The sequence below is a fragment of the Streptomyces sp. NPDC052773 genome (assembly GCF_044547145.1).
In the GTDB taxonomy this organism is placed as follows: domain Bacteria; phylum Actinomycetota; class Actinomycetes; order Streptomycetales; family Streptomycetaceae; genus Streptomyces.
Window position 1 is genome coordinate 128,089 of sequence record NZ_JBITZX010000010.1, and the last position, 23,172, is coordinate 151,260.

Below are 23,172 nucleotides of genomic sequence, written 5' to 3' on the forward strand. Positions count from 1 at the left end.
GGGATGTCACCTGTCGGGGGCTCAACTTTCAGGGCAGGATGGCCGGGTGAGCGGGGACACATACGGTGGAGACCGGATCGACTTCAGGAATGGGATATTCCGGGGTGAGGCGATCGGGAAAAAGGTGGAGCATCACCACCACTACGGGCCCATGCCGCACGTAGAGGACGCGCTGCCGCCGACCGCGGCCGGGTTCGGCGGGCGTGACGACGAACTCGGGGCGCTGCTGGCGGCCTTGGCTCCCGGCGGCGCCGGGCGCGCCGCGGTGCCGGTCGCCGCGGTGACCGGGCTGGGGGGTGTGGGCAAGACCGCCCTGGCCGTGCGGGCCGCTCATGTGGCGCGAGAACGCGGCTGGTTCCCGGGCGGGGCGCTGTTCGTCGACTGTCACGGGTACGACGAGACACCCGCCGGGCCCGAACAGCTGCTGGAGGCCCTGCTGCGCGCCCTGGGCGTGGCGGCCGCGCATGTGCCGGGCACGCTGGACGAGCGGGCCGGGCTCTACCGCTCGGTGCTGGCGGAGCGGGCCCGCACGAGCGGCCGGGTGCTGATCGTGGTGGACAACGCCTCGCATCCCGGGCAGGTCAGACCCCTGCTGCCCGGCCACGCCGCGCACCGCGTGCTCGTCACCTCCCGTGACACCATGCCCCAGCTCGGTGCCCACCTGGTCCGTCTGGACGTCCTCCGACCGGAGGCCGCGCGGGACGTGCTGGACCGGGCGCTGCGTACGGCCGCCCCCGGCGACCGGCGCGTCGTGGACGACCCGGGGGCGACCTGGCGGCTGTGCGAGTTGTGCGGAGGACTGCCCCTGGCGTTGCAGATCGCGGCCGCTCTGCTGATCTCCGACCCGGGAAAGCCGGTGGCGGAACTCGTGTCGGAGCTGGCCGACTCCGCCACGCTCCTCGATCACCTCGACGACGGGGAGCGAGGCGTGCGGGCCGCCTTCGACCTGTCGTACCGCCGCCTCGGTCCGCAGCCCGCGCGGCTGTTCCTGCTCCTGGCGCTGGCGCCGGGGTCGGAGACCAGCGACGAGGCGATCACCGTGCTCTCCGGGGCCGACGTTCTGCCGCGGCGGGAGCTCAGCGTACTGATCCGCGCCCATCTGGTCGCCCCCGGCAGCGTGCGGGGCTGCTGGACCCTGCACGACCTGGTCCGGGCGTACGCCCTGGATCAGGTGTCCCGGCAGGAGGAGCTGCGGCAGGAGGGCACGCGGGCACGGGCCCGGCTCCTCGCCCACTACCAGCGGCGGGCCGAGGAGGCCGACTGGTATCTGCAGGCCCGTGCCGGCCGACCCCCGACGGCCGGCTTCGGCGGCCATCAGGACGCGCTGAGCTGGCTCGACCGCGAGCGCACCGGTCTCGTCTCCGCCGCGCTGTGGGCGGCCGACCCGGCCCACGCCCGGGACGGACTGCGACTGGCGCTCCACCTGCACGGGTATCTCGGCTGGCGGCGGTACTTCGACGACGCCGTGACCGTCTTCCGGTGCGCCGCGCGGACCGCGGACGCGCTGCACGACGGCTTCAGCGCCGGCACGGCCTGGAACTGCCTCGGACTGGCCCTGCGCAACAACCGCAGAATCGAGGAGGCCGTCGCGGCCCACACCCGGGCGTGCGCGATCCACCGGGAGCGCGGCGACCGGCTCGAGGAGGGCATGTCCTGGGACATGCTGGGGCTGTCCCTGACCGAGGCGCGCGCCTACGAAGAGGCGATCGCCGCCCATGAACGCGCCCGCGAGCTGGTGCACGCGTGCGGAGAGCGCCAGGCCGAGGCGTCCACCTGGAACAACCTCGGGCGCACCCTGTTCAAGCTGGGCCGGTTCGATGAGTCGGTCGTCGCGCTCACCCGGGCCCGCGACATGTTCCGTTCGGTCGGCGACCGGTTCCGCGCGGCCACCGCGACGAACAATCTGGGGCGTGCCTTCCGGGAGACCGGGCGCCTGGACGAGGCCCTGGCGGCGCACACCACCGCCCGGGCGGTCTTCGAGGAGCTGGGCGCCCGCGAGCGTCTGGCCACGGCATGGAACGACTTCGGTGCCGCCCTGTCCGCGCTCGGCCGGTTCGACGAGGCCGTGGACGCGCATCTGCTCGCCCTGCGGGAGTACCAGGACCTGGGCGACCGGCATCGGCAGGCGGTCGCGGGCAACGACCTCGGGGTCACGCTCCGGCGCGCGGGCCGGCGGGACGAGGCTCGCGACGCGCATCTCCAGGCCCTGCGCCTCTTCCGGGACCTCGCCGACGCCCACGGTGAGGGCGAGACGCTCGGACACCTCGCCGCCGTGGAGCCAGGCGGACAGCTCTCCGCGGAGGCAGGCGGACGGCTCGCCGCAGAGCCGAGCGGGCCCCTGGGGGAAGAGGGGAAGCGATGAGGCGGGCGCCGCTCCGGGCGCGACTGGCGAGGACGAGTTCCGTCGTGCTGGTGCAGCCGACCCCGCTGTGCAACCTCGACTGCGGTTACTGCTACCTGCCCTCGCGAGGGCTCGCCCGTGTCATGTCCCACGAGGTCGCCGACGCCGTCGCGGACACCGTGGACGCCTGGTCGGAGCAGCATCCGGTCACGGTGCTGTGGCACGGCGGGGAGCCGCTCACCGTGGGGGTGCCCGGGCTGCGGGGGCTGCTGGACCGGTTTCCCGAGGGCCGCGCGTACCCCGTGGGGCACGCCGTGCAGACCAATGCCTCGCTCATCGACGACGAGTGGTGCCGGCTGTTCACGGAACGGCGGATCAAGGTCTCCGTCAGTGTCGACGGTCCGGGCCCCGGTTCCGCCCGGCGGGACCGCGGCGGCCGGGACGCCACCGACCGGGCGCTGCGCGGTATCGGGCGGCTCAAGGAGCACGGCATCGCGTTCGGCGCCATCGCCGTCGTGGCCGACCCGTCCGCGCGCAAGGCGGCAGAGCTGCATGAGTGGTTCGCCGCGCTCGGCTGTCGCGTCCTGGGGGTGAACCTGGTGGAACACAAGGGCGTGAACACCCGGAGCGTCCACGACTACGGGAACGACGCCGAGAACGCGGCAGCCGAGCCCGGAGAAGAAGACGTCGCGGACTTCTGGGCGGCGCTGGCCGCCCGCGGGCGTGCCGACCGGCGCATGGCCCTGCGTGACCTGGAGTACGCCTGGCGGTACGTCAGGGCGGAGCTGGCCGGAGTGGCCGGGCGGCGGGCCGACCAGCCGCTCGATCCGCTGCCCATGGTCACGTGGGACGGGCAGGTGGTCGTCCTCAGTCCGGACCTCGCGGGTTTCTCCTCCGCACGGCACGGTCCGTTCACCGTCGGGGATGTGCGGGAGCTGGGTCTGGCCGGCTGCCTGGCCCGCGCCGAGCGGACGCCCTGGGTGGCCGAGGCCCTCGACGGGATCGACGCGTGCCGCGCCGTATGCGATCTGTTCGCGTACTGCCGTGGCGGGCAGGCCGTCAACAAGTACTTCGAGACCGGTCGGCTGGACGCGACGGAGACCTCTTTCTGCCGCAACAGCAGGAAACTTCTGATGGAAGGACTGATGCGCGATGCGGAACGATTCGTCAGAGAGGGCCGGAGTTGAGGACCGTATCCGGGCCCTGGGCGCCGGTGCGTTTCCCCTGCCGGAGGCCGAGCTCTGCGGGGAGTGCGGCGACGGTGCGTGCCCGCACGTCTCCGCGCTCTACTCGGGCGGCACCGAGCCTCCGTGCCCCTCGATCATCCCGTTCACCCAGCCGTGATCCGGGCGCGCGGAGTAGTGTGGACAGTACCGAGGGCATCTCGTACACCGGTCTCCATGCCGGGTCGTCCTCGGTGAGAGATGAAACCCGGGCCGCCGCGCAGGCGGCCCGAGACGGGTTCGCGTCATGTCGACGACCTTGTTCCCCTCCCAGTCTCAGCCCGAGCCCGTCCCGGCACCGGCCGCGCGTCTCGCGCTGAAGGCCGACGGCGGCTCCAGGGGCCTCGTGGACGGTGCCTGGTGGCCCCGCTCCCGGGATCTGCTGAGCGAGCTGCCCGCACTGACCGATGTGCTGGACCCGTTGTGGGGCCGCATCACCCGCGTCGCCGTCAACCCGGCGCACTGGCCGGTCGTACCGCACCAGGTCCCCGTGCACGGTCACACCGTCAAGGTCGGCTGGTTCACGCCCGAACTCGACCCGCACAAGCTGCTGTTGCTGTCCTACGGCAAGGGCCGCTGGGACCTCCTGATCATCCCGCCCGAGACCGGGGCGGCGTCGGCGGCCCGCCTGATGGCCGCCGCGTCCGGCCAGGACGGCCCGCCGCTGACCGCGAGCGCGCTGATCGCGGCGGACAAGACCCTGCACGCCGCGTCCGCCGTGACCGCCGTGCAGGTCGGCATGTGAGGTGGCCGCCATGAACGTCTTCCTGACCGTCGTCGGTCTGCTGGCTCTCATCACGCTGGGGGCATTCCTGATCCACCGGCTCAACGCCGCGCACGCGGAGCGAATCGCCATGCACGGCTACGATCACGCCCGGTCCGGCGGTCCTCGCCACGACACCGGCGCGATGCGGACTCCCTCGGGGCCACGCCCGTCCGTCTCGCCGGACGCCACGGAACGGCATGACCAGCGCGACGGAGGCCGTGGCCGCTACCGGCCGCGCCGCCGTCGCGACCGCACGACTCACCACAGGTGACACCGCAGCACCCACCACAGGTGACCAGGCACCGGGGTTTCCACGGCTCCGGTGCCGAGAAGCTCAGGTGCCGAGAAGCTCAGGTGCCGAGCACGAGAACACGGAACGGGCTGCGCAGCAGCGCCCGCGACTCCTGAGGGCTGTCGCCTCGGACGTACCGCCAGCCCCAGGACCGCAGCGCCTCGACGGTCGCGCGGTCGGAGCGGCGCACCAGCGTGACGCCGGTGACGGCTCCGTGGTCGGTGAGTAGCCGTCGCTGCATGCGCCGGGCGAGGTTCCAGGCACGGCCCTGGTTCTGTCTGCGCACCCGTGGCGGCACGAGGATCCCGCGGACCACGAAGAGCCGTCCGGAGGCGGCGAGGCGCAGCAGCTTCCCGGGCAGGTGCGCGTCGGGGCCCTCCCATGCGGGGCCGTCAGCGCGTGCGGGGAATCCGTAGGCACATCCGGTCAGCTCGGTGGTCTCCGCGACGAGCAACTCGAATCCCGGCCGTCGTACGTCGGCGGCCAGCCGGCGCAGGAAGGCGTCGCGTGCCTGGTTCCACGCCCATGGGCCGCCGCCGGAGGCCTCCGCGTAGAAATCGCCGAGTTCCTGGAGACGATCCTCGAGCTGGAGTCGGCTCAGCGGGCGAAGGCGTTCTCCCTCGCGGGGCGAGGCGCCTCGCTCCGTTCCCGTTCTCCGCGTCGCGTGCCGGTCCGGGCCGACGTGCTGCCGGAGGAGGTCTGTGGTCGTCGGCGGAGCCGGCACGGTCATGTTCATGAGCCAACCCCTGCCCTGGCCCGGATCGGTCCGGTCCGGTCCGGCCTCGTCGCTCGCCGAGAACGGCACGGGCCTGCGAGCCGGTGCGCGAGGCGCTCTCGGTCCCTCCACCGTACTCCCGGCGGCGTGCCGTCGGGCGGGCGCCATCGCCCCGTGCCGGGCCGGTGCGGGCCGAAGGCGCCGGGGCGGCCGGGGAGGTGGCATCTGTTCGTTCGGCTCCGTCCCCGCACGCATCGCCTCGCGATGGTGGGGCCTCACGGCGCGGCGCGGTGGTCACCTCGGCAGGAGTAGCGTGGGGACGAGGAGAACGCGGAAGCACGCTGTCCTCCCCGGCAGCCGCTCCACCCCACCGGCACCGGCCGCGACCAGCGCCTGCCGCCGTCCGAACAGACAGGTGAGCGCGATGCCCGACCCCCATTCCCCGCCCGGGGCAGGACTCCTGCCGGACGGCGTGCACGAATCCGTCCGCCCCGGCACCGCGCTGGTCCGGCTCACCACCACGCATGAGCGCCAGGGCATCCTCGACGGCGCGTGGTGGCCTCGTTCCAGAGACGTCGCCGCCGAACTGCCCGGCCTGATCACGGCGCTGACCGAGCGCCTCGGACCCATCACCCGGATCGGCCTGGACAGCGCGGCCTGGGACCGGCTGCCGACGCGGATCACCGTCGACGACCGGACGGTACACATCGACTCCTTCGCCGTGGGCGACGGCACCGCGCTCGTGACCCGCGGCGACCAGGACTTGTTCGCCCTGCTCGTGGTACCGCCGGAGACACCCGTGGAGGCGGCGCGGGCCGCGATGGCCGAAGCGGTCCAGGCCGGCAACCCGAAACAGGCCCGGCAGATCCTGATCGACACCGTCGTCGACCGCCCAGGCCAGGAGATCCATGTGGAGCATGAGCCCTTGCCCTCCGAGGGGCACGCCGAGGTCCGTATCGTCGCCGCGACACCGGAGGCCGCCCGTCGCGTCGCCGAAGTCCTCCGCCGCTGCTTCGCCTCGACCGAGCAGCGCAGCTACCCGGCAGGCGGCGAAGGAGGGACCCGCCTCCATCTCACCCTCGACACCGCGCGCACCGCGGAACCCGCACAGTCCTGGCTCGCGGCCAGCACCTCCGCAGAGCAGCCGCGCGGCCACGGCGGTGAGGTGTGACCGGAGTCCGTGACGCCGATGCCGCCAACCCCGTCGGAGAACGACCACCATGACGAAACTCCGCGAACGCAAGCACAACCGGGAGGCGGTCCTACGGGTTCTCTACGGGGCCGTCGAACGCAATCGCCCCCAGGTCAACGGAGCGGCCCTCCAAGCCGAGCTGGGCCTGCCCGACGAGGACCTGTCAGCCGCCTGTGCCTACCTGGCCGACGAGGGTCTGATCAGCGTGGACTGGACCTCGCACCGGACCCCCGCCACCGTCTCCCTGACCCACGAGGGCATCCGGCTGATGGAGCAGCAGGAGGAGGAAAGGGGCCAGGACGGGTCGGCGGAGTTACCGTTGAAGTAACCGGGAGTTTTCCGTACGCCGCCTCCCACGTCGACGTCGTTCCCGGCGCACCACGGAACCGGACCCCGTACGGCGGCCCGGGGACAGGGGACGCGACATGACGGAGCCCATCGACCCGCCCGGCCCGACCCGGCCGAGACCCTCCCCCTCTTCCTTGCCCGCCTCTTGGCCGGCCGTCTCCCGCCGGGCCGTCTCTCGCCCGGCCACCTCCCGCCCGGCCGCCTCCTCGTCGGCCGCCTTCTCGTCGGCCGTCTCTTCGGGGGCGCCGCGCCGGGACGGGTTTTCCACGGGCGTGGAGCCCTGGTGTCCGACCGACCGATCGAGGTGATCGCCATGACGGAGAACAGCACCGGCATCGGCCAGGGCGACGGGCCCGGCACCGGCGTGAGCGCGCTCCAGGGACGTACCGGGGCCGGCGCTCCGGCGGAGACCCGGGGAAAGACCACCATCGCGGACGGCGTGGTCGCCAAGATCGCGGGCATGGCGGTCCGCGAGGTACCGGGCGTCCACAGCCTCGGCGCGGGCATGACCCGTGCTCTGGGAGCCATGCGCGACCGGGCCCCCGGTGGCGGCGGCGGTGTCACCCGAGGCGTGAAGGTCGAGGTCGGGGAGCGGCAGGCCGCCGTGGACGTGGACCTGGTCGTCGAGTACGGGGTCTCCATCGTCGACGTGGCCGGTGATGTCCGTTCCAGCGTGATCGGTGCGGTGGAGCGGATGACGGGCCTGGAGGTCGTCGAGGTGAACATCGCCGTCGGCGACGTCCACCTTCCCGACGAGGAGGAGACCGAACCGGACGAGGGTCGTGTGAAGTGATCCGCCAGGGCGCGCACCCGGCACCACGTGCCTCGTCGAAAACCGCAGTCAGTGGGGGGAAGCACAGCCCGCAGAGGGAGAAATCATGATCATCTTGGGCGTCATCCTGCTCGTCGTCGGCTTCCTCACCGGCATATCGATCCTGTGGACCATCGGAATCGTCCTGGTGGTCATCGGCGCGATCCTGTGGATCGTCGGCGGCATGGGCCACGCCGTCGGCGGACGCCGCCACTATTGGTGAGCCGGTCGCCGGACTCGTCACCATCGCGGTGAGCCGTCGCCGGACCCGTCACCATCGGTGAGCGGGCCGCCGGACCCGTCACCATCGGCGAGCCGGTCGCCGGACCCGTCACCATCGGCGAGCCGGTCGCCGGACTCGTCACCATCGGCGAGCCGGTCGCCGGACTCGTCACCATCGGTGTGCGGTGGTCGGGCACCGTCACCGTTGGTGATCCGGTCGCCGGACGACCGTCACGTTCGGCGGGCCGCCGGTATCGGTGAACCGTCACGTGCAAGCGGGCCGGAACGCGTGCGTCGCGTTCCGCCGGGGCGGACGGTTCGGCAAGGAGCCGCCCACCCGCACCATGGCCCGCTCCGCCCGGTTGTCGCCCCGTGCCTGCCCGGCGACAACCGGCGCGGCCCGCGCGCGCCCGTGTGCCCTCGGGCGAAGCCGGCCGCGACCAGGACGGCTCCCTGGAGCACATGACCGGTTTGCCTGATTATCCTGGTTCCGTGGAGCCGTATCCCACTCCTTCGGGCAGCGGTCACGGCGGCCGGGCGCTGCCGGTCACCGGAGTGCGCCCGGAGATTCTCGCCTCCTGGCAGCGATCGCAGTCCCTCGGTATCGACCGTGAGGGGGCGGCCCTGCCGATCGAGAGTGACCTGGATCCCGACTCCCGGCTGGTCAGAGCCGCCACACCGGTACTGGACCGCCTGTACGAACGGTTCGCCGGCATTCCGGTGACCGTCGCGCTGGCCGACTCACGGGCGAACATCGTGGACCGGTGGGGCGACCCGGCGGGGCTGAAGCTGATGGACGCCGCCTCGCTGGTCCAGGGCGCCAACGTCGACGAGCGGTTCATGGGCACCAGCAGCGTCAGCATGGTCCTGAGCACCAGGGCGCCGTTCGTGGTCGTCGGCCACGAGCACTTCCTGCACGACCTCAAGGAACTGACGTGCATGGCCGCGCCGGTGCGCGACCCGGTGGGCGGCACCGTGCGGGGCGCGGTCAACCTCTCCGTACCCCGGTCGCTGGCGAATCCCGGTATGGCGCTGGTCCTCCAAGAGGCCACCGAACGCATCGAGCAGCGGCTGCTGGAGCTGAGCACGGCCCGCGAACTCCAGCTCATGGACTCCTTCCGCCGGGCCCGGGAGCGCGGCGGGCATGCCGAGCTGGAGCTGGGCTCGGGTGAGCTGTCCCGGCGCGGCGGACCGGCACCCCACCTCACCCCTCAGGAGCGGCTGATCCTGCTGGAGCGTGCCGTCGAGCTGATCTCCTCCACCGGTGAGACGTTCGCCGAGGTGCCCCTCGCGGGCAGCCGTACGGCCGTACTGCGCCGCCGGGAGCTGCACCACGGCGACGCGGAGGGCGCGGCGGTCGAGGTCAGCTTCGAGGACGCGCGGGGTGCGGGGCTCCCGGGCCGCGATACGGCTTCCCCGGCCCACGAGCCTCGTCGACCGGGCCGGGCCACCGCGACCGCCCCCGACGGACGTCATGTGCCGCTCCTCGAACGTCCCGGCGAGGCGGCGGGGGCGCATGCCCCCGGCGCGACCGCGGAACCGCACGCCGCGGAACGGCACTCTGCCGAACCCCCCGCCGCCGAACCGCCGACCAGCGAGCCGTCCACCTCCGGACCGACCGACGCGTGGCTCCTGCTCGTGGGCGAGCCCGCCGTCGGCCGGCTCGCCGCGGAGGCGCGCGGGCGGCTGTCCCTGCTCAACGAGGCAGGCGTCCGGCTCGGCACCACCCTGGACATGCGGCACACCGCCGAGGAACTGGCGGCGATCGCCGTGCCGCGCTTCGCCGACCTGGTCGTCGTCGACCTGGTGGAAGGCGTCCTGGCGGGCGAGGAGCCACCGCCCGGAGGGCTCGGTCCCGACGTGGCGCTGCGCCGGGTGGCCGCCCGGACGGACGAGGCCTCCCACGACACGACGAGCGGCGGCCTGCGCGACGCCACGATCAGCGGCCTGCACGGCACCACGATCGGCGGCCTGCACGGCACCACGATCGGCGACGCGCACGGCACGACCAACGGCGGCGTGGACGAGCCGGCCCGCTACCCCGCCGGCACCCCCCAGGCCCGGTGTCTGGAGACCGGGCAGCCGGTCACGGACTCGGTGGTGACCGCCGCCCTGGCCGGGCATCCGGCCGACCGGGTGCACCCCGTCGACCTGCTCGGCGAGGGCGAGCACTCCTACCTGGGCGCTCCGCTGTCCGCGCGGGGATCCGTCCTCGGCCTGGCGGGGTTCTACCGCCGCGGCCGGACCAGGCCGTTCGAGCAGGACGACCTGACGCTGGCGGGCGAGCTGGCGGCCCGTGCCGCGATCAGCCTCGACAACGCCCGCCGCTTCCACCGGGAGCATCAGGCGGCCCTCACCCTGCAACGCAGTCTGCTGCCGCGCGCCCTGCCCCGGCTGACCGCTGTCGATCTCGCCTCCCGCTATCTGCCCGCGGACGCCAGGGCGGGTATGGGCGGGGACTGGTTCGACGCGATCCCGCTGTCGGGGATGCGGGTGGCGCTGGTCGTCGGGGACGTGCCCGGGAACGGTCTGCAGGCGGCGGCCACCATGGGCCGGCTGCGTACGGCGGTGCGGACGCTGGCCGGGCTGGACCTGCTGCCGGAGGAGGTGCTGGCGCATCTGGACGACCTGGTCAGCCGTGCCCCCGAGGACTCGGCGGACGACCAGGACCCGGCGACCGGGGCGACCTGCCTGTACGCGATCTATGACCCGGTGTCCTGCCGCTGCACGGCCGCCCGGGCCGGTCATCCCCCACCCGCGGTGCTGACGCCGGACGGTGAGGCGGAGCTGATCGGCCTTCCGGCCGGTCCGCCGCTCGGGCTCGGCGGGCTCCAGCCGTACGAGTCGGCCACCGTCGAGCTGCCCTCGGGCAGCCTGCTGACGATGTACACCGACGGCCTGCTCAAGGAGAGCCGCGGCTACGGGGACACGGAGGCGCGCACCGAACGCCTGCTGGCGTCGCTGAACCGCGCCGGTCCGGCGCTGGAGGACGTCTGCGACGGGATCGCCGGCACGCTCCCGCCGGACGGCCCGTACGACGACGTGGCCCTGCTGCTGGCCCGCGTGCACGCCCTGCCCGAGGACCGGGTGGCGTCCTGGGAGTTTCCGTCCGAGCCGTCGGCCGTGGCGCGGGCCAGGGAGCTGACCCGGGCTCAGCTCGCCGCCTGGGGGATGTCGGAGCTGGAGTTCAACACCGGGCTGGTGGTCAGCGAGCTGGTCACCAACGCCGTACGGTACGGCGGCCAGGGCCCCGTGGGCCTGCGGTTGCTGCGCGACGACTCGCTGATCTGCGAGGTCTCCGACCGCAGCAACACCTCCCCGCGGATCCGGCGGGCGGCCACGACCGAGGAGGGCGGGCGCGGACTGTTCCTCGTGGCGCAGTTCACCAAGAGCTGGGGTGCCCGCTACATGCCGCAGGGCAAGACGGTGTGGGCCGAGCAGATTCCACAGCCGGATCAGCCCGCGGCGGAGCCGGACGAGGAGGCCCTGCTGTCCATGTTCGACGATCCCGGCTGACCGACGGGCTGGTCACCGTAAGTGGCCGGTGGCACCCGGACGTTGCCTGACCGGCGGCGATGCCGGAGCGCGACGGTGGTCCCCCTAGGGTTACCGTCATGCCTACTTCGTTGAGTTCCACGAGAACCGCCGCCGCGTTGCGCACATCGGCACGTGTCTCCCTCGACCTGCTGCTGGTCGTGCTGGCGACCTCGGTCGTCCTCTGGCTGCTCGGACAGATGTGGTCGGTTGTCTGGCCTCTCGTAGTGGGCCTGTTCCTCACCACGCTGACCTGGCCCATGGCTCGTTTCCTCCGCGCGAAGGGATGGCCTCCGGCCCTGGCCGCGTCGGCGGTGACCGTGGCGTTCCTGGTCATGGTCGTGGGCATCGTGACGCTGATCGCGGTTCCGGTCGCTTCCCAGTCCGGCCAGCTGGCCGACGGCGCGGCCTCCGGCATCCAGAGAATCCGCGAGTGGGTCGCCGGGCCGCCCTTCAACATCGGCGACGACCAGATCACCGACGGCTTCGACAAGGCCGTCTCCCGTATCCAGGACAGCGTCGGCAGCCTGCTCACCGCCGTGGTCTCGGGCGTGAGCACGGTGGTCAACGGCGTCGTGACCGCCGTCCTGGCGCTCTTCCTGATGTTCTTCTTCCTCAAGGACGGGCCCAGGTTCCTGCCCTGGCTGACCCGTCAGCTCCCCGGCCGGCTGGCCACGGACGTCCCGGTCGTCGCCGCGCGCAGCTGGGAGACCCTCGGCGCGTTCGTACGCTCGCAGGCGTTCGTCGGTCTGCTCGATGCCGTGCTCATCGGCATCGGCCTGTGGATTCTCAAGGTTCCGCTGGTGCTGCCGCTCGCGGTGCTGACCTTCGTGTCCGCGTTCGTGCCGATCGTGGGCGCCCTCTTCGCCGGTCTGGTCGCGGTCCTGATCGCCCTGGTCTCGAACGGCGTCACGGACGCGCTGATCGTGCTGGCCATCATCGTGGTGGTGCAGCAGCTCGAGGGCAACGTCTTCCAGCCCATGATCCAGAGCCGTGGGCTCGGCCTGCACGCGGCGGTGGTCCTTCTCGCGGTCACCCTGGGCGGCAGCCTGGCCGGCATCGTCGGCAGCCTGCTGGCGGTCCCGGTGGCCGCGCTGATCGCGGTGGTCTGGAACTACGTACGCGAGCAGTTGCAGGAGTCGGAGCCGGAGCCGGACGAGTCCCCCTCCGGGACGGCCGTCACTTCGTAGCGGCCCGAGCCCGGGTGGGAGCCGCCCTGACGCGGTCACCGATCGGCGGTCGGTGACCGCTCGGCTCACCGAGGCCGGGCCGGCGGACGTCAACGGGATCCCTTGACGCGTCCTCCCGGCCCTCACATACTGGCGGCCAAATCGATTTGGCCCCCACGATTCCGCCCCCGTCTCGGGCACATCGCGGCCAAAACCGGAGCGAGCCGAACGGAGCTCGAACGTGTCCAGTCCCCAGCCCACTCCCCGCGTCCCCTCCCCACCGGGGCCCGCCACCGACCCGGCATCCGCACCCCCGGCGTCCGGATCCGCGCAGGACCTCGCAGCCTCACCCTCGTCCGCACCCGCCCACTCCCCCGCCCAGCCTCCTCACCCCGTCGACGAGTCCCGTCCGCTCGGGCGCATCCTGCTCTTCGGGATCCAGCACGTGCTCGTCATGGCGGCGACGCCCATCTCGGCGATCTTCCTGATGAGCGCCACGCTGCGGCTCGACCCGGGCCTGACCGTGGACCTGCTCTCGGCCGCGTTCGTGCTGTCCGGGATCGGCTCGCTGATCCAGTCGCTCGGGCCCTGGAAGTTCGGGCCGAAGCTGCCGTTCGTGATGCTGCCCGGAGGCGCGCCGCTCATCCTGTTCCTGGCGATCGCCGAGCAGCACGGTCTGCCCACCGCGACCGGCGCGGTGATCATCACGGCGGCGTTCTACTTCGTCGTACTGCCCGTCTTCTCCCGGCTGCTGAGGTTCTTCCCCGCCCTCGTCATCGGGACGATGATCGTGATCGTCGGCGTGAACCTGGTGAAGGTGGGGGCCGTCCTCGTCACCGGACGGCCGGGGCAGCCCGGGTTCGCCGAGCCCACCAACCTGCTCCTCGGCATGGCGACGATCGGCTTCACGGTCGCGTTCTACCGGCTGTTCACCGGGGTGCTGCGCCAACTCGCCGTCATGCTGGGCCTGATCGCCGGTACGGTCCTCGGCGTCCTCCTCGGCGGCGTGGACTTCGGTACGGCGACCGAGGGCGGCCTGGTGAACCTGCCGCAGGTGCTGCCGTTCGGCTCCCCCGAGTTCCATCTGCTCGCGGCCCTGCCGCTGATGCTCTACAGCCTGGCCTCCATGGCGGAGGCCACCGGGCAGACCGTGATCAACGCGGAGGCGGTCGGCAAGGACATCGACCAGCGCGCGGACGTACCGAAGACCATCCGGGGCGACGCACTCACCTCGCTCGCCGGCGGCTTCTTCGGCCTGCCGCTGATGGTGACCAGCGGCGAGAACGTCGGCATCGTCCGCGTCACCGGCGTACGCAGCAGGTTCGTGACCGCCGCCGCCGGAGTCGTCCTGATCCTCATCGGCTTCCTGGCCCCCGTCACGCGCGCGATCAGCGTCGTCCCGTCGGCCGTCGTGGGCGGTACGGCCATGGTGGTCTTCGCCGTGATCACGGTGCTCGGCGTGCAGATGCTCGGGCGGGCCGGGGAGCTGGACCGGCACACCAACACCTTCATCTGCGCGGTCGCCCTCGCCTTGGGTCTGCTGCCGATCCTCGTCCCCGGTGTGTACGGCGCCTTCCCGCCCAACGCCCGGATCCTGCTCGAGAGCGGGGTCGCCGTCGGCGCCGTCACGGCCGCCGTGCTGAACGTCCTGTTCCACCACGTCCGCCTCCCCTTCTTTCTCCCCCGCCTCCGCGCCCGTACCGAAAGCGACCGATGAGCCAGTTGACCCCCGACCGCCTTCGCAGCGACGACGGCGACGGCGCCCTCCTCCTCGCCCCCGACGCGGTGCTCACGCCCGACGGGCTGCGGGACCACCACGCGGTCGTCGTCGCGGACGGCGCCTTCCGCGCGGTCGGCCCGGCCGAGCGGCTGGAGCGGGAGCATCCGCACCTGACGCCGGTCCGGCTGCCGGGGCACGTCCTGATGCCCGGCTTCGTCGACGCCCACCACCACCTCACGCAGAGCTTCGGGGCCGCGCTGGCCTTCGGGGAGCCGTCGGAGATCTTCCGCCGCGTGTGGGTGCCCCTCGAAGGGGCCCTGGACGAGGAGGCGGTGTACGTGGCGGCGAAGCTGGCCGCGCTCGAGTCGCTGCGCGGCGGGTTCACCACGGTCGCGGAGGCGGGCACCCGCGCGCCGGTGGACGTGGAGGCCGTGGCCGCCGCCGCGCGGGACGCCGGCATCCGCTGTGTCCTCGGCCTGGTCTGCAACGACGTCGACGGCGGCACCGACACCGCCGCCATGGCCGCCCCGGACACCGGCACGACGCTCGCGCGCGCCGAGAAGCACCTCGCCCGGTACGGCGCCGAGGAGCTGATCCACCCGTCGCTCGCCGTCTCCGTCCCGGAGGCCGCGACCGCCCGTACCCTGCGCCACACCGCCCGCCTGGCCGCCGAGGCGGGCGCGGTCGTCCAGATCCACGTCAACGAGCACCTGGCCGGGGTGGAACGCTCGCTCGTCCGGCACGGGCTGCGCCCCCTGGAGTACCTGCACCAGGTCGGCGCCCTGGGGCCGCAGTTGCTGGCCGCGCACGCCACGCTGGTCACGCCCCGGGAGATCACCCTGCTCGCCGACAGCGGGGCGGCCGTCAGCTACAACCCGGTGGCCAGCGCCTGGAAGGGCAACGCCGTGGCGCCCGCGACGGCGATGGCCGAGCGCGGGATCCGGTTCGGTCTCGGCACGGACGGCACGCGGGGCGACGGGTTCCGGCTGGCCGACGCCGCCGAGTTCGCGCAGCGCCTGGCGTTCGGGCTGACGACCGGCGACTCGTCGTGCGGCGCCGGCTGGACGTGGCTGGACCGGGCCGCGCGGGGCGGCGCGGACGCGGTCGGGCTCGGCGCCCGGACCGGCCGTGTCGCCGTGGGCGCCGCCGCGGACTTCCTGCTCGTGGATGTGTCGGCGCCCGAGACGGCGCTGTCCTGGGACCTTCCCTGGGAGCTGGTGCGGCGTGGCAACCGCGACCAGATCAGTGCCGTGTTCGTGGCGGGCCGGCTGCGGCTGTGGCGCGGGTGGCCGCCCGAGTGGGACGGACCGGCGCTGGTGCGGCGGGCGGCCGAGCTGGCCCACGAGGTCGTGCTGAGGGCGCCGGTGACCCGCGTCCACGTCACGTCCGGCGACGCCTGGGCGGCGTGCACGTGAGTACGGAGACCATCCTCGTCCTGACCGTCACGGTCGCCGTCGCGGCGTTCGTCCAGGGTGCGAGCGGTCTGGGCTTCGCCCTGATCGTCGCGCCGGTGGCGGGGCTGCTGGACCCTGGCCTGGTCCCGGTGTTCGTGCTGGCGTCGATGATCCCGCTCAACCTGTACGTCGCGTGGCGCGAGCGTGCCGCGCTGGACCTGCGGGGCGCGGGCTGGATCACGGTGGCGCGGCTGGCGGCCACGCCCGGCGGGCTGATGCTGCTGTGGGTGATCCCCGACCGGCGGCTCGGTCTGTTCGTGGGGGTGGCGACCGTGCTGGCAGCGCTGGTCAGCCTGGCGGCGCCCGCGTTCACCCCGGGACGGGCCGCGTATGTCAGCGCCGGTGTGGTCACGGGGCTGACGGAGACGGCGACGGGCGTGGGCGGACCGCCGCTGGCCCTGGTGTACCAGCACCGGCCACCGGCGGAGCTGCGCGCCACGGTCGCCGTGTGCTTCCTCGTCGGCGAAGTGGCCTCGCTCGCCCTGCTGTTCGCCACGGGCCGGGGCAGCACGGACCAGCTGGGGTGGGCGGCGGCCCTGCTGCCCGCCCTGGCGGGCGGGGCGTGGCTGAGCCGGCTGGCGCACCAGCGGCTGGACGCCCGCCGGATGCGGCTGTTCGTGCTGGTCTTCGCGCTCGTCTCGGGGGCGGGGCTCATGCTGGGCCTGTGACCCCAGGTCCGGTCCGACGCGCGGCCACATCCCGCGGTTCTGGGGGTGACCTACGGCCGGCTCACTCCCGCGACCCACGCGCCCGCAGCGACGACGCCCGAACCACGACACTCGGATCGGGTGCGGTGGCCGCGGGCGCGGTCGGCTCGCCGCGCAGCCGGCCGAGCAGCAGCTCGACGGCGTCGGCGGCGGCCCGGTCCAGGTGCAGGTCGACCGCGGTGAGCGGCGGCTCGCAGGTCCGGGCACGCAGCCCGTCGTACCGGGTGACCACCAGGACGTCGTCCGGGATACGGCGACCACTGTCCCGGATCGCCCGGACGGCGCCGACGGCGAACGCGTCCACCAGCGCGCAGACGGCGTCGATGTCCGGATGGTCGGCGAGGAGGGCGGCGCAGGCGTCGTAACCGGCCTGCTCACCGCCCTCCTCGGGGGCCGTCGCGACCACCGGCGGCCAGCCGTGCTCGGTGGCGGCGCGCTCGTACGCGGCGCGGGCGTCGACGGCGGAGTGCCGGGAGCCCGCGCCGATCAGCAGCGCCGGGCGCCGGGCGCCCTGCTCGCGCAGATGGGCGAGCAGCAGGTCGACGACCAGGCCGCCGCGCAGGTCGACGTAGGGCGCGTCGTCCCCTTCCGCCATCGGGCGCCCGAGCGCCACGTACGGCAGACCGCGCTCACGCAGCTGCGCCACGGCCACGTCGTCCCGGTCGGGCTCGACCACGATGGCGCCGTCGATGTCCACCGAGTACAGCGCCGATCCGGACTGCACGGGCGGTACGAGCACGAGGGCGTAGCCGTGCAGCAGCGCCCGCTCGGCCGCCGCGGCGGCGACCTCCATGTAGAACCCCAGCCGCGACGGCCCGCCCGCCACCGCGAACGGCATCGACGACGCCAGCGCGATCGCCTTCGCCTCCCCGCGCCGCAGCCGCTGGGCCCGCAGGTTGGGGCGGTAGCCGAGCTCGGCGGCGACCTTCTTGATGCGCTCCCGGGTCCGGGGGTCGACCTTGCCGATCCCGTTCAGGGCGTGCGACACCGTCGTCCGCGAGACCGACGCGGCCCGGGCCACGTCGGCGATCGTGGGCGGCCGGGGTCCGGAACCGGAAGTGGCCATCTGCGGGGACGCTCCTCGCTGCTCGCTGCTGCTCACTGCTCGCCGTTCACTGCTCGTACGGCCTCATCTTCGCCGACGCGTCCACGCGTCCGGAAGCCACGGTGGCGGACGGCGTTATTCGGCCCGATGCCGAGCCGCAGTCCTTTCAAGTCCTGACGCGATGAGCTGAGCGGCCGGGGCTGTCACCTGCCCGTGCCCTCGCTCGCGCCTCGGCCGGACCTGCAACGGTTCAACCCTCATCCCAGTCTGACGCTTCCCTGTTCCCCTATTTCCGCAAGGTGGCGACGGCAGGGACGTATGACACGACCTGCCTGACCGGAAGCCCGGTCACCGTGTTTGCGTCTACGCACGCCACGGCCAATTCTTTCAGCTTGTGAACGCAACCGAACGGGAATGAAGCCAACCGCGTTCACGAATGAACACGTTGCTCAAACAGAACGGGAGACCAGCCATGCTGACCCTCGGACGACTTCGGAAGCGTGCCTGCGTGGGGCTGGCCGCGGCGTTCCTGCTGTCACCCCTGGCGACGGGTGCGGCCTCCGCCGCCACCTCCTCCTCCACGACCGCGGAGCCCGCTCCCTCTTGCGTCACGCTGTACCAGAGCTGGCGGTACACCCAGGCCGGGAACGGCTGTGGTGTCACGATGACCGTGAAGGTGGTCTACCAGGACGGAGCCGAGGGCCTGTGCCACTCCGTGGCGCCTGACCACGTCGTGACCATCGGTGAGGGCTACATCGGCCAACACGGACAGGCTCAGTACCTCGCCCTCTGCGGTCAGGAGCCCGGGGAGGCTCAGACCAATGGGCAGTCGTAGCGCACGAATCCGTTGAAGCTCGCCACCTTGTCGTACAGAGCGCGGGCGGCGGTGTCGCTGTCCTGGGTGGTCCAGTACAGACGCGAGGCGCCCCGCTCCCGTGACACGTCGGCGCGCGCCAGAACTTCCCAGGCGGCGCGGTCCTCCTCGCGCAGTGCACCGATGTCAACCATGGTCACCCATCCTGCCCTGTCACGGGTCATAGAGTCGGCGTGTGACTGACGAAGACTCCACGTTCGACGCACTCGCCCTGCTGAGCGACCCGGTGCGCCGCAGGCTCTACCGACAGGTCGCCGCCGCCCCGGAGGAGGTGAGCCGCGACGCCGCCGCGGAAGCGGCCGGGGTGTCCCGGTCGCTGGCCGCCTTCCATCTCGACAAGCTGGTCGAGGCGGGGCTGCTGGAGGTGTCCTTCCGGCGGCTGTCGGGGCGTACCGGGCCCGGGGCGGGGCGGCCGGCGAAGCTGTACCGGCGCGCCGAGGGCGAGCACACCGTCTCGGTGCCGCCACGGTCGTACGACGACGCGGCCCGGCTGCTGGCCGAGGTGCTGGAGAACGCCGGGCTGGACCGGGAGTTGCAGGCGGCGGCGAAGAAGGCGGGCGCCGCGCAGCAGGACGCGGGGGCCGACGACGTGGAGGCGGTGCTGCGGGATCGCGGCTACGAGCCCTTCTGGGACGGGGAGACGCTACGGCTGCGCAACTGCCCCTTCCACGCGCTGGCGACGGAGTTTCCCGCGCTGACCTGCGGGATGAACCTGGCGCTGATCGAGGGCCTCGCGCCCGAGCAGTGGTCACCGGCGATGGACCCCCGCCCGGGCGGCTGTTGCGTGGCCCTCTCTAAAAACAAAAATCATTGACGATAGAGGTGAGGCCGGGCCATGCTGTGCCGCATGACTGAGTCTCACCTTGCGCAGGTCAACATCGGCCGCATCGTCGCCCCCCTGGACAGCCCCGAGTTGGCCGACTTCGTCGCCCAGCAGCCCGAAATCAACGCGCTCGCCGACCGCAGCCCGGGATTCGTCTGGCGCCTGGTCGACGACGGCGGCGCGGACGCGACCGGTATCCGCCCCGACGGGAACGACGCCCTCCTCCTGATCAACTGCTCGGTCTGGGAGTCGGTCGAAGCCCTGCGGAACTTCACGTACCACAGCGACCACCTGCGCGTACTGAGCCGCCGCCGGGAGTGGTTCCTCCGCATGGCCGAGGCACACCAGGCCCTGTGGTGGATCCCGGCCGGCCACCGCCCGACCGTCGCCGAGGCGATGGAACGAGTCGCACTCCTCCGCGAACACGGCCCCAGTCCCCAGGCGTTCACGTTCCGCGACCCGTACCCGGCGCCGACGGGGGCGGCGTTGCTCTGACGGCCCCGGCGGAGTATCCGAACAGCATGGCGAGGGTACTCGGCAGCGATGGCTCCCCCGCCGAGGTCATCCGGGACCATGAAGCATGCTCCCGGATGACTGGCACCTCACCCAAGACGTCGACGACTTCCTCGCCCGAGCCGGGGACTTCCTGTGTTCACGCCCCGCCCTGCACAACACGCCGCTGACGGACATCGAGAAACTGCGGACACGCGGAGCGGCCGAACAGGACGCCGAGACCAGGGTCTTCGGCCGACTGGAGTCGGGAGGCGAGGTCCGCGCGATCTTCTATCTCACTCCGCGCGGACGCCTGGGCCTCACGCCCCTGTCAGTCGATCAGGCCGACACCCTCGCCGCTCACCTGGCCGGCCTCGGCCACTGTCCCTCCGACGTCATCGCGGACCACGACACCGCCAGTGCCTTCGCCGAGTCATGGCAGCGGCACGCGGGCGCAGCGTCGGTACCTTTCTGGCGGACGCATCTTTACCGTCTCGGCACGCTCACCCCACCGCAACCCCGCCCAGCGGGCCGGGGTCGCGTCACCGGTGGCCAGGACCGTGAGCAAGTCGTGCGGTGGTGCCGTGAGTTCTGCGTCGATGTCGGAGAACAGTCCTCCATCGACTTGATCGACGCCGGCTCATGGGACGACTCGCGTTTCGGCGACAGGCACTTCACGTTCTGGGAGACCCCGGACGGCACCCCCGTCTCGATGGCGGCCGCGACCTCGGTCGTCGGCGGCATGGTCCGGGTGGACCCCGTCTACACCCCGGCCCACCTCCGGGGCCGCGGCTACGCGGGGGCCGTGACGGTCGAAGTGAGCAGGGCCGCGCTGGCCGCGGGAGCGACGGACGTCGTCCTGTTCACGGACCCGCGCAACCCCACCAGCAACGCCCTCTACCAGCGCATCGGATATGTCCGCGTCGCCGACTTCACCGGGTACAGGTTCTCCTACGGCACACGGCAAACCGGGGTCGGGTCTTGACCGCGGGAGCGGCGGAGCGCACAACGTCGTCGTCCTCGTCATCGGTGTGCGGGACTCACTCGTTGTCTGCGGTGGGGGCCCGCCCGGGACCGGGGCGGCGTGCGCACCGGGTCGGGCGGGCCGAAACCGGGTCGGGCATCAACCGCCCGAGCAGATCGTGCCGTTGAGGCGGAAGACCGTCGGTTCGGGGTTGGGGCCGTCGTTGGTGCCGACGAAACCGAAGGAGGTGGTCGAGCCGCCGTCGGGGGCCAGGGGCCCGGCGTTCTCGGGGGCGGTGACGCGTACGTGGCGGCCGGTCTGGTGGAAGGTGGCGTTCCAGCCGGAGGACACCGACTGACGGTCGGTCGGCCAGTCCCAGTCCACGGTCCAGCCGGTGATCGGGCTGTCGGAGAGGTTGCGGACGGTGACGGTGGCCACGAAGCCGTTGCCCCAGCTGGTGTCGCGGTGGTAGGTCACCGCGCAGGGGGCGTCCGGTGGGGTGCCGGTGGTGAAGGTCAGCGGCATGGACGGGGCGGAGAGGCGGCCGGAGGCGTCGGCGGCCAGGACGTTCACCGTGTGGGTGCTGCCCGCGGGCAGGTTCCGCAGGGTGACGGACGTGCCGGTGGTTTCGCCCACCAGGCGGGTGTGCGCGCCTTCGCGCTCCTGCACCAGGTAGCGCGCGGCGCCCTGCGCGCCCTCCCAGGACAGGCGTGCGGTGGTGTCGGTCACCGCCTCGAGCTTCGGGGTGCCCGGGGTCGTGGCGTCCGAGGCCGCGGGGCCGGTGCCGGCTCGCGGGGTGAGGGTGACGGTGAGCATCCCGTACGGCGGCACGGTGACCTGGGAGGCCGACGTCCCGTCGTCGGTCACATGCGTGATGTCGGTGTCGCCGCGCGCGTAGCGGGTCACCTGCGGAGCGGCGGCGGACGGGACGAAGCCCGCGTAGTCGAGGTCCACGGTCCGTGCCGCGTCCGCGTTCTTGTTGATGAGCAGGACGCTCAGGCGCCCGTCGCGCCGGTGCACGGCGTGCGCGGAGACGTCCTGCGCCGAGGAGGCGGTGGCCACCATGGTGTCGCCCGCGCCGCCCAGTCGGCTGGTCATCTTCATGCCGTAGTACGGGTGGAACGGGGTGTTCGGCGGCGGCTGGCAGATGTCCCCGGTGCAGGAGCCGCTGGACAGCATCCCCATGTCGCCGTAGTCCGTCTCGCCGTCCACGGTGGTGATCCGGCCGGGGCCGTTGTGGGTGTTCCACCAGTCGACGGTGAAGACGCCGTTCTCCAGCGCGGTCATGAACGCGTCCGCGGCGAACAGGGCGTTGGGGCGGGCGGTGAGGCGGGCGCCGCCCGTGTTGGTGTTGATCTCGGTGAGGGCGATGCCGATGCGCGGCGAGTCCGCGCCCGCGTACCGGTCGAGCTGGTTGCGGACCTCGCGCAGTTCGCCGGGCAGCCTGGTCAGCCGCGTCATGGCGGCCTCCGCGGTGGTGTCGGCGCCGCCCGCGTACCAGTGGACACTCACGAAGTCGATGACATCGGTGACCTGGGAGAGCACGGTGTGGTTCCAGTCGCCGGCGTCACCTTCGCCGACGACGCCGTCCGGCCAGTGGCCCGGGGTGGTGAGGACCGCGCCGATCTTGATGGTCGGGTCGACGGCCTTCATGGCCTTGGCGTACGCGCGGACCTGGCGGGCGTACTCGCGGGGGCTCTTGTCCTCGTGCTCGTCGTGCTCCCAGCCGCTGCCGTAGTGGCCGTTGCCGTAGATCTCGTTGCCTATCTCCCAGTACTTCGCGTCGTAGTCCTTGGTGACGTTCGCGTACCGGACCCAGCCGGCCGCCTCCTCGGGCGTGCCCGAGCCGTAGTTGGCGATCAGGATCGGCTGTGCCCCCGTGGCGCGGACGGTGCCCATGAACGCGTCGAAGCCGGTGCCCGGGGCGACGTACCCGCCGGGCGCCGTGTGCGTCTCCCAGTGGTAGATGTCCGCGTACGAGCCGCCCGGGTAGCGCATCGCCCCGACATCCGCCGCCTTCATCAGGGTGGCGACCTCGGGGTCGTTCATGTGCGCGTCCCAGATGGCGGCGTTGACGCCGCGGGCGACGTCGGAGAGCCGGCCCAGCGCCGCCTGGGTGTTGACCCGGACGGTGGCGTCCGCCGTGGTTGCCGCTTTCGGCTCGGCGGACGCGGGGCCGGTGGTCGCCAGCGGGGTCAGCAGGGCCGCCGCGGCGGCCAGGACGGTCGCGGCGCGCGCGAGCGGGCGGGGGCGGCCGGTGCGGGGCGGCCGGGCGGGTCTGTGCGGTAAGGGCACGGGAGTCTCCCTGGGGGGCGGGGGCCAGGAGCCGGAGCACGGAGAGCGGGGCGTGCGTACGTGCGGGGGCGCATGGAAGGAACACCATCGCGTGGGAGCGCTCCCATAATGGGAGTGGTGTGATGGTCTGTCAACGCGCCGTTCTCTCAACGTGCTTCCGCGCCGTCCAAGGGTCCGCGCCCGGC

Annotated in this window: 21 protein-coding genes and 1 pseudogene; 18 read left to right on the top strand and 4 right to left on the bottom strand. The window is 72.7% G+C overall.

Annotated elements, in window-relative coordinates; translation table 11 throughout:
- Positions 1-151: 151 nt before the first annotated feature.
- The 4 genes from ACIG0D_RS22705 (at position 152) to ACIG0D_RS22720 (ending at position 4,601) form a co-directional block, all read left to right on the top strand.
- Positions 152-2,362 carry an ATP-binding protein gene (locus ACIG0D_RS22705; protein ID WP_399803696.1) on the top strand — a complete coding sequence of 737 codons (2,211 nt, stop codon included), beginning with the start codon at positions 152-154 and terminating at the stop codon, positions 2,360-2,362.
- Positions 2,363-2,406: 44 nt separating this feature from the next.
- On the top strand, positions 2,407-3,528 hold the full coding sequence (gene amcB / locus ACIG0D_RS22710; RefSeq protein WP_399803698.1) for a cyclophane-forming radical SAM peptide maturase AmcB: 1,122 nt from the start codon (positions 2,407-2,409) through the stop codon (positions 3,526-3,528).
- Between the two features lie 283 nt (positions 3,529-3,811).
- Positions 3,812-4,309 carry a DUF5994 family protein gene (locus tag ACIG0D_RS22715; RefSeq protein ID WP_399803701.1) on the top strand — a complete coding sequence of 166 codons (498 nt, stop codon included), beginning with the start codon at positions 3,812-3,814 and terminating at the stop codon, positions 4,307-4,309.
- A gap of 10 nt (positions 4,310-4,319) precedes the next feature.
- The gene (locus ACIG0D_RS22720; RefSeq protein ID WP_399803704.1) at positions 4,320-4,601 is read left to right on the top strand and encodes a hypothetical protein; all 282 of its coding nucleotides are present in this window, start codon (positions 4,320-4,322) and stop codon (positions 4,599-4,601) included.
- A 79-nt stretch (positions 4,602-4,680) separates the two neighbouring features.
- On the opposite strand, the gene ACIG0D_RS22725 is transcribed toward ACIG0D_RS22720, so the two are convergent.
- A complete protein-coding gene (locus tag ACIG0D_RS22725) occupies positions 4,681-5,358 on the bottom strand; it encodes a hypothetical protein (protein ID WP_399803707.1) in 678 nt (225 codons plus the stop codon).
- Positions 5,359-5,761: 403 nt separating this feature from the next.
- Between ACIG0D_RS22725 and ACIG0D_RS22730 the strand changes: the two are divergent.
- The 10 genes and pseudogenes from ACIG0D_RS22730 to ACIG0D_RS22775 all read left to right on the top strand — a co-directional run.
- A pseudogene (locus ACIG0D_RS22730) lies at positions 5,762-6,229 on the top strand (DUF5994 family protein); the annotation flags it as partial.
- An 18-nt stretch (positions 6,230-6,247) separates the two neighbouring features.
- Positions 6,248-6,508, top strand: a complete 261-nt coding sequence (locus ACIG0D_RS22735) for a hypothetical protein (RefSeq protein ID WP_399804141.1) — start codon at positions 6,248-6,250, stop codon at positions 6,506-6,508.
- A 49-nt stretch (positions 6,509-6,557) separates the two neighbouring features.
- Positions 6,558-6,857 (top strand): hypothetical protein, encoded by a 300-nt coding sequence (locus tag ACIG0D_RS22740; RefSeq protein WP_399803710.1) that lies wholly within the window; start codon positions 6,558-6,560, stop codon positions 6,855-6,857.
- A 333-nt stretch (positions 6,858-7,190) separates the two neighbouring features.
- The gene (locus tag ACIG0D_RS22745; protein WP_365768498.1) at positions 7,191-7,670 is read left to right on the top strand and encodes an Asp23/Gls24 family envelope stress response protein; all 480 of its coding nucleotides are present in this window, start codon (positions 7,191-7,193) and stop codon (positions 7,668-7,670) included.
- A gap of 85 nt (positions 7,671-7,755) precedes the next feature.
- A complete protein-coding gene (locus ACIG0D_RS22750; RefSeq protein WP_399803713.1) occupies positions 7,756-7,911 on the top strand; it encodes a DUF6131 family protein in 156 nt (51 codons plus the stop codon).
- 491 nt (positions 7,912-8,402) lie between these two features.
- Positions 8,403-11,426 (top strand): SpoIIE family protein phosphatase, encoded by a 3,024-nt coding sequence (locus ACIG0D_RS22755; RefSeq protein ID WP_399803716.1) that lies wholly within the window; start codon positions 8,403-8,405, stop codon positions 11,424-11,426.
- A 98-nt stretch (positions 11,427-11,524) separates the two neighbouring features.
- Positions 11,525-12,634: an AI-2E family transporter gene (locus ACIG0D_RS22760; RefSeq protein ID WP_399803719.1), complete on the top strand. Its 1,110-nt coding sequence runs from the start codon at positions 11,525-11,527 to the stop codon at positions 12,632-12,634.
- Between the two features lie 400 nt (positions 12,635-13,034).
- The gene (locus ACIG0D_RS22765) at positions 13,035-14,330 is read left to right on the top strand and encodes a uracil-xanthine permease family protein (RefSeq protein ID WP_399804144.1); all 1,296 of its coding nucleotides are present in this window, start codon (positions 13,035-13,037) and stop codon (positions 14,328-14,330) included.
- On the top strand, positions 14,327-15,748 hold the full coding sequence (locus ACIG0D_RS22770) for an amidohydrolase family protein (protein WP_399803722.1): 1,422 nt from the start codon (positions 14,327-14,329) through the stop codon (positions 15,746-15,748). The genes ACIG0D_RS22765 and ACIG0D_RS22770 overlap by 4 nt, the downstream gene beginning before the upstream one ends.
- Positions 15,745-16,455 carry a sulfite exporter TauE/SafE family protein gene (locus ACIG0D_RS22775; RefSeq protein ID WP_399803725.1) on the top strand — a complete coding sequence of 237 codons (711 nt, stop codon included), beginning with the start codon at positions 15,745-15,747 and terminating at the stop codon, positions 16,453-16,455. Before ACIG0D_RS22770 ends, ACIG0D_RS22775 begins: the two co-directional genes overlap by 4 nt.
- Before the next feature lie 61 nt (positions 16,456-16,516).
- Here the strand turns inward: ACIG0D_RS22775 and ACIG0D_RS22780 are convergent, their stop codons facing one another.
- Positions 16,517-17,560 (bottom strand): LacI family DNA-binding transcriptional regulator, encoded by a 1,044-nt coding sequence (locus ACIG0D_RS22780; protein WP_399803728.1) that lies wholly within the window; start codon positions 17,558-17,560, stop codon positions 16,517-16,519.
- A gap of 451 nt (positions 17,561-18,011) precedes the next feature.
- Here ACIG0D_RS22780 and ACIG0D_RS22785 point away from each other — a divergent pair, with 451 nt between their 5' ends.
- Positions 18,012-18,374 (top strand): hypothetical protein, encoded by a 363-nt coding sequence (locus tag ACIG0D_RS22785; RefSeq protein WP_399803731.1) that lies wholly within the window; start codon positions 18,012-18,014, stop codon positions 18,372-18,374.
- On the opposite strand, the gene ACIG0D_RS22790 is transcribed toward ACIG0D_RS22785, so the two are convergent.
- Positions 18,353-18,547, bottom strand: coding sequence for a hypothetical protein (locus tag ACIG0D_RS22790; RefSeq protein WP_399803734.1), 195 nt, complete (start codon positions 18,545-18,547; stop codon positions 18,353-18,355). The genes ACIG0D_RS22785 and ACIG0D_RS22790 overlap by 22 nt on opposite strands.
- Positions 18,548-18,588: 41 nt before the next feature.
- Between ACIG0D_RS22790 and ACIG0D_RS22795 the strand changes: the two genes are divergently transcribed.
- The 3 genes from ACIG0D_RS22795 (at position 18,589) to ACIG0D_RS22805 (ending at position 20,713) form a co-directional block, all read left to right on the top strand.
- The gene (locus ACIG0D_RS22795) at positions 18,589-19,227 is read left to right on the top strand and encodes a helix-turn-helix transcriptional regulator (protein WP_399803737.1); all 639 of its coding nucleotides are present in this window, start codon (positions 18,589-18,591) and stop codon (positions 19,225-19,227) included.
- A 33-nt stretch (positions 19,228-19,260) separates the two neighbouring features.
- Complete coding sequence (locus ACIG0D_RS22800) at positions 19,261-19,731, top strand: DUF3291 domain-containing protein (RefSeq protein ID WP_399803739.1); 471 nt, start codon at positions 19,261-19,263, stop codon at positions 19,729-19,731.
- Positions 19,732-19,816: 85 nt separating this feature from the next.
- A complete protein-coding gene (locus ACIG0D_RS22805; RefSeq protein WP_399803742.1) occupies positions 19,817-20,713 on the top strand; it encodes a GNAT family N-acetyltransferase in 897 nt (298 codons plus the stop codon).
- Between the two features lie 138 nt (positions 20,714-20,851).
- On the opposite strand, the gene ACIG0D_RS22810 is transcribed toward ACIG0D_RS22805, so the two are convergent.
- The gene (locus ACIG0D_RS22810) at positions 20,852-22,987 is read right to left on the bottom strand and encodes a cellulose binding domain-containing protein (protein WP_399803745.1); all 2,136 of its coding nucleotides are present in this window, start codon (positions 22,985-22,987) and stop codon (positions 20,852-20,854) included.
- Positions 22,988-23,172: the final 185 nt, after the last annotated feature.

What these genes read in the sequence shown, in the direction of transcription:
- ACIG0D_RS22770 (WP_399803722.1), top strand. Translation starts at nt 14,327, where the DNA reads ATGAGCCAGTTGACCCCCGACCGCCTTCGCAGCGACGACGGCGACGGC.
- ACIG0D_RS22745 (WP_365768498.1), top strand. Translation starts at nt 7,191, where the DNA reads ATGACGGAGAACAGCACCGGCATCGGCCAGGGCGACGGGCCCGGCACC.
- ACIG0D_RS22720 (WP_399803704.1), top strand. Translation starts at nt 4,320, where the DNA reads ATGAACGTCTTCCTGACCGTCGTCGGTCTGCTGGCTCTCATCACGCTG.
- ACIG0D_RS22780 (WP_399803728.1), bottom strand. Translation starts at nt 17,560, where the DNA reads ATGGCCACTTCCGGTTCCGGACCCCGGCCGCCCACGATCGCCGACGTG.
- ACIG0D_RS22740 (WP_399803710.1), top strand. Translation starts at nt 6,558, where the DNA reads ATGACGAAACTCCGCGAACGCAAGCACAACCGGGAGGCGGTCCTACGG.
- ACIG0D_RS22800 (WP_399803739.1), top strand. Translation starts at nt 19,261, where the DNA reads ATGACTGAGTCTCACCTTGCGCAGGTCAACATCGGCCGCATCGTCGCC.
- ACIG0D_RS22760 (WP_399803719.1), top strand. Translation starts at nt 11,525, where the DNA reads ATGCCTACTTCGTTGAGTTCCACGAGAACCGCCGCCGCGTTGCGCACA.
- ACIG0D_RS22805 (WP_399803742.1), top strand. Translation starts at nt 19,817, where the DNA reads ATGCTCCCGGATGACTGGCACCTCACCCAAGACGTCGACGACTTCCTC.
- ACIG0D_RS22750 (WP_399803713.1), top strand. Translation starts at nt 7,756, where the DNA reads ATGATCATCTTGGGCGTCATCCTGCTCGTCGTCGGCTTCCTCACCGGC.
- ACIG0D_RS22705 (WP_399803696.1), top strand. Translation starts at nt 152, where the DNA reads ATGCCGCACGTAGAGGACGCGCTGCCGCCGACCGCGGCCGGGTTCGGC.
- ACIG0D_RS22785 (WP_399803731.1), top strand. Translation starts at nt 18,012, where the DNA reads ATGCTGACCCTCGGACGACTTCGGAAGCGTGCCTGCGTGGGGCTGGCC.
- ACIG0D_RS22790 (WP_399803734.1), bottom strand. Translation starts at nt 18,547, where the DNA reads ATGGTTGACATCGGTGCACTGCGCGAGGAGGACCGCGCCGCCTGGGAA.
- ACIG0D_RS22715 (WP_399803701.1), top strand. Translation starts at nt 3,812, where the DNA reads ATGTCGACGACCTTGTTCCCCTCCCAGTCTCAGCCCGAGCCCGTCCCG.
- ACIG0D_RS22725 (WP_399803707.1), bottom strand. Translation starts at nt 5,358, where the DNA reads ATGAACATGACCGTGCCGGCTCCGCCGACGACCACAGACCTCCTCCGG.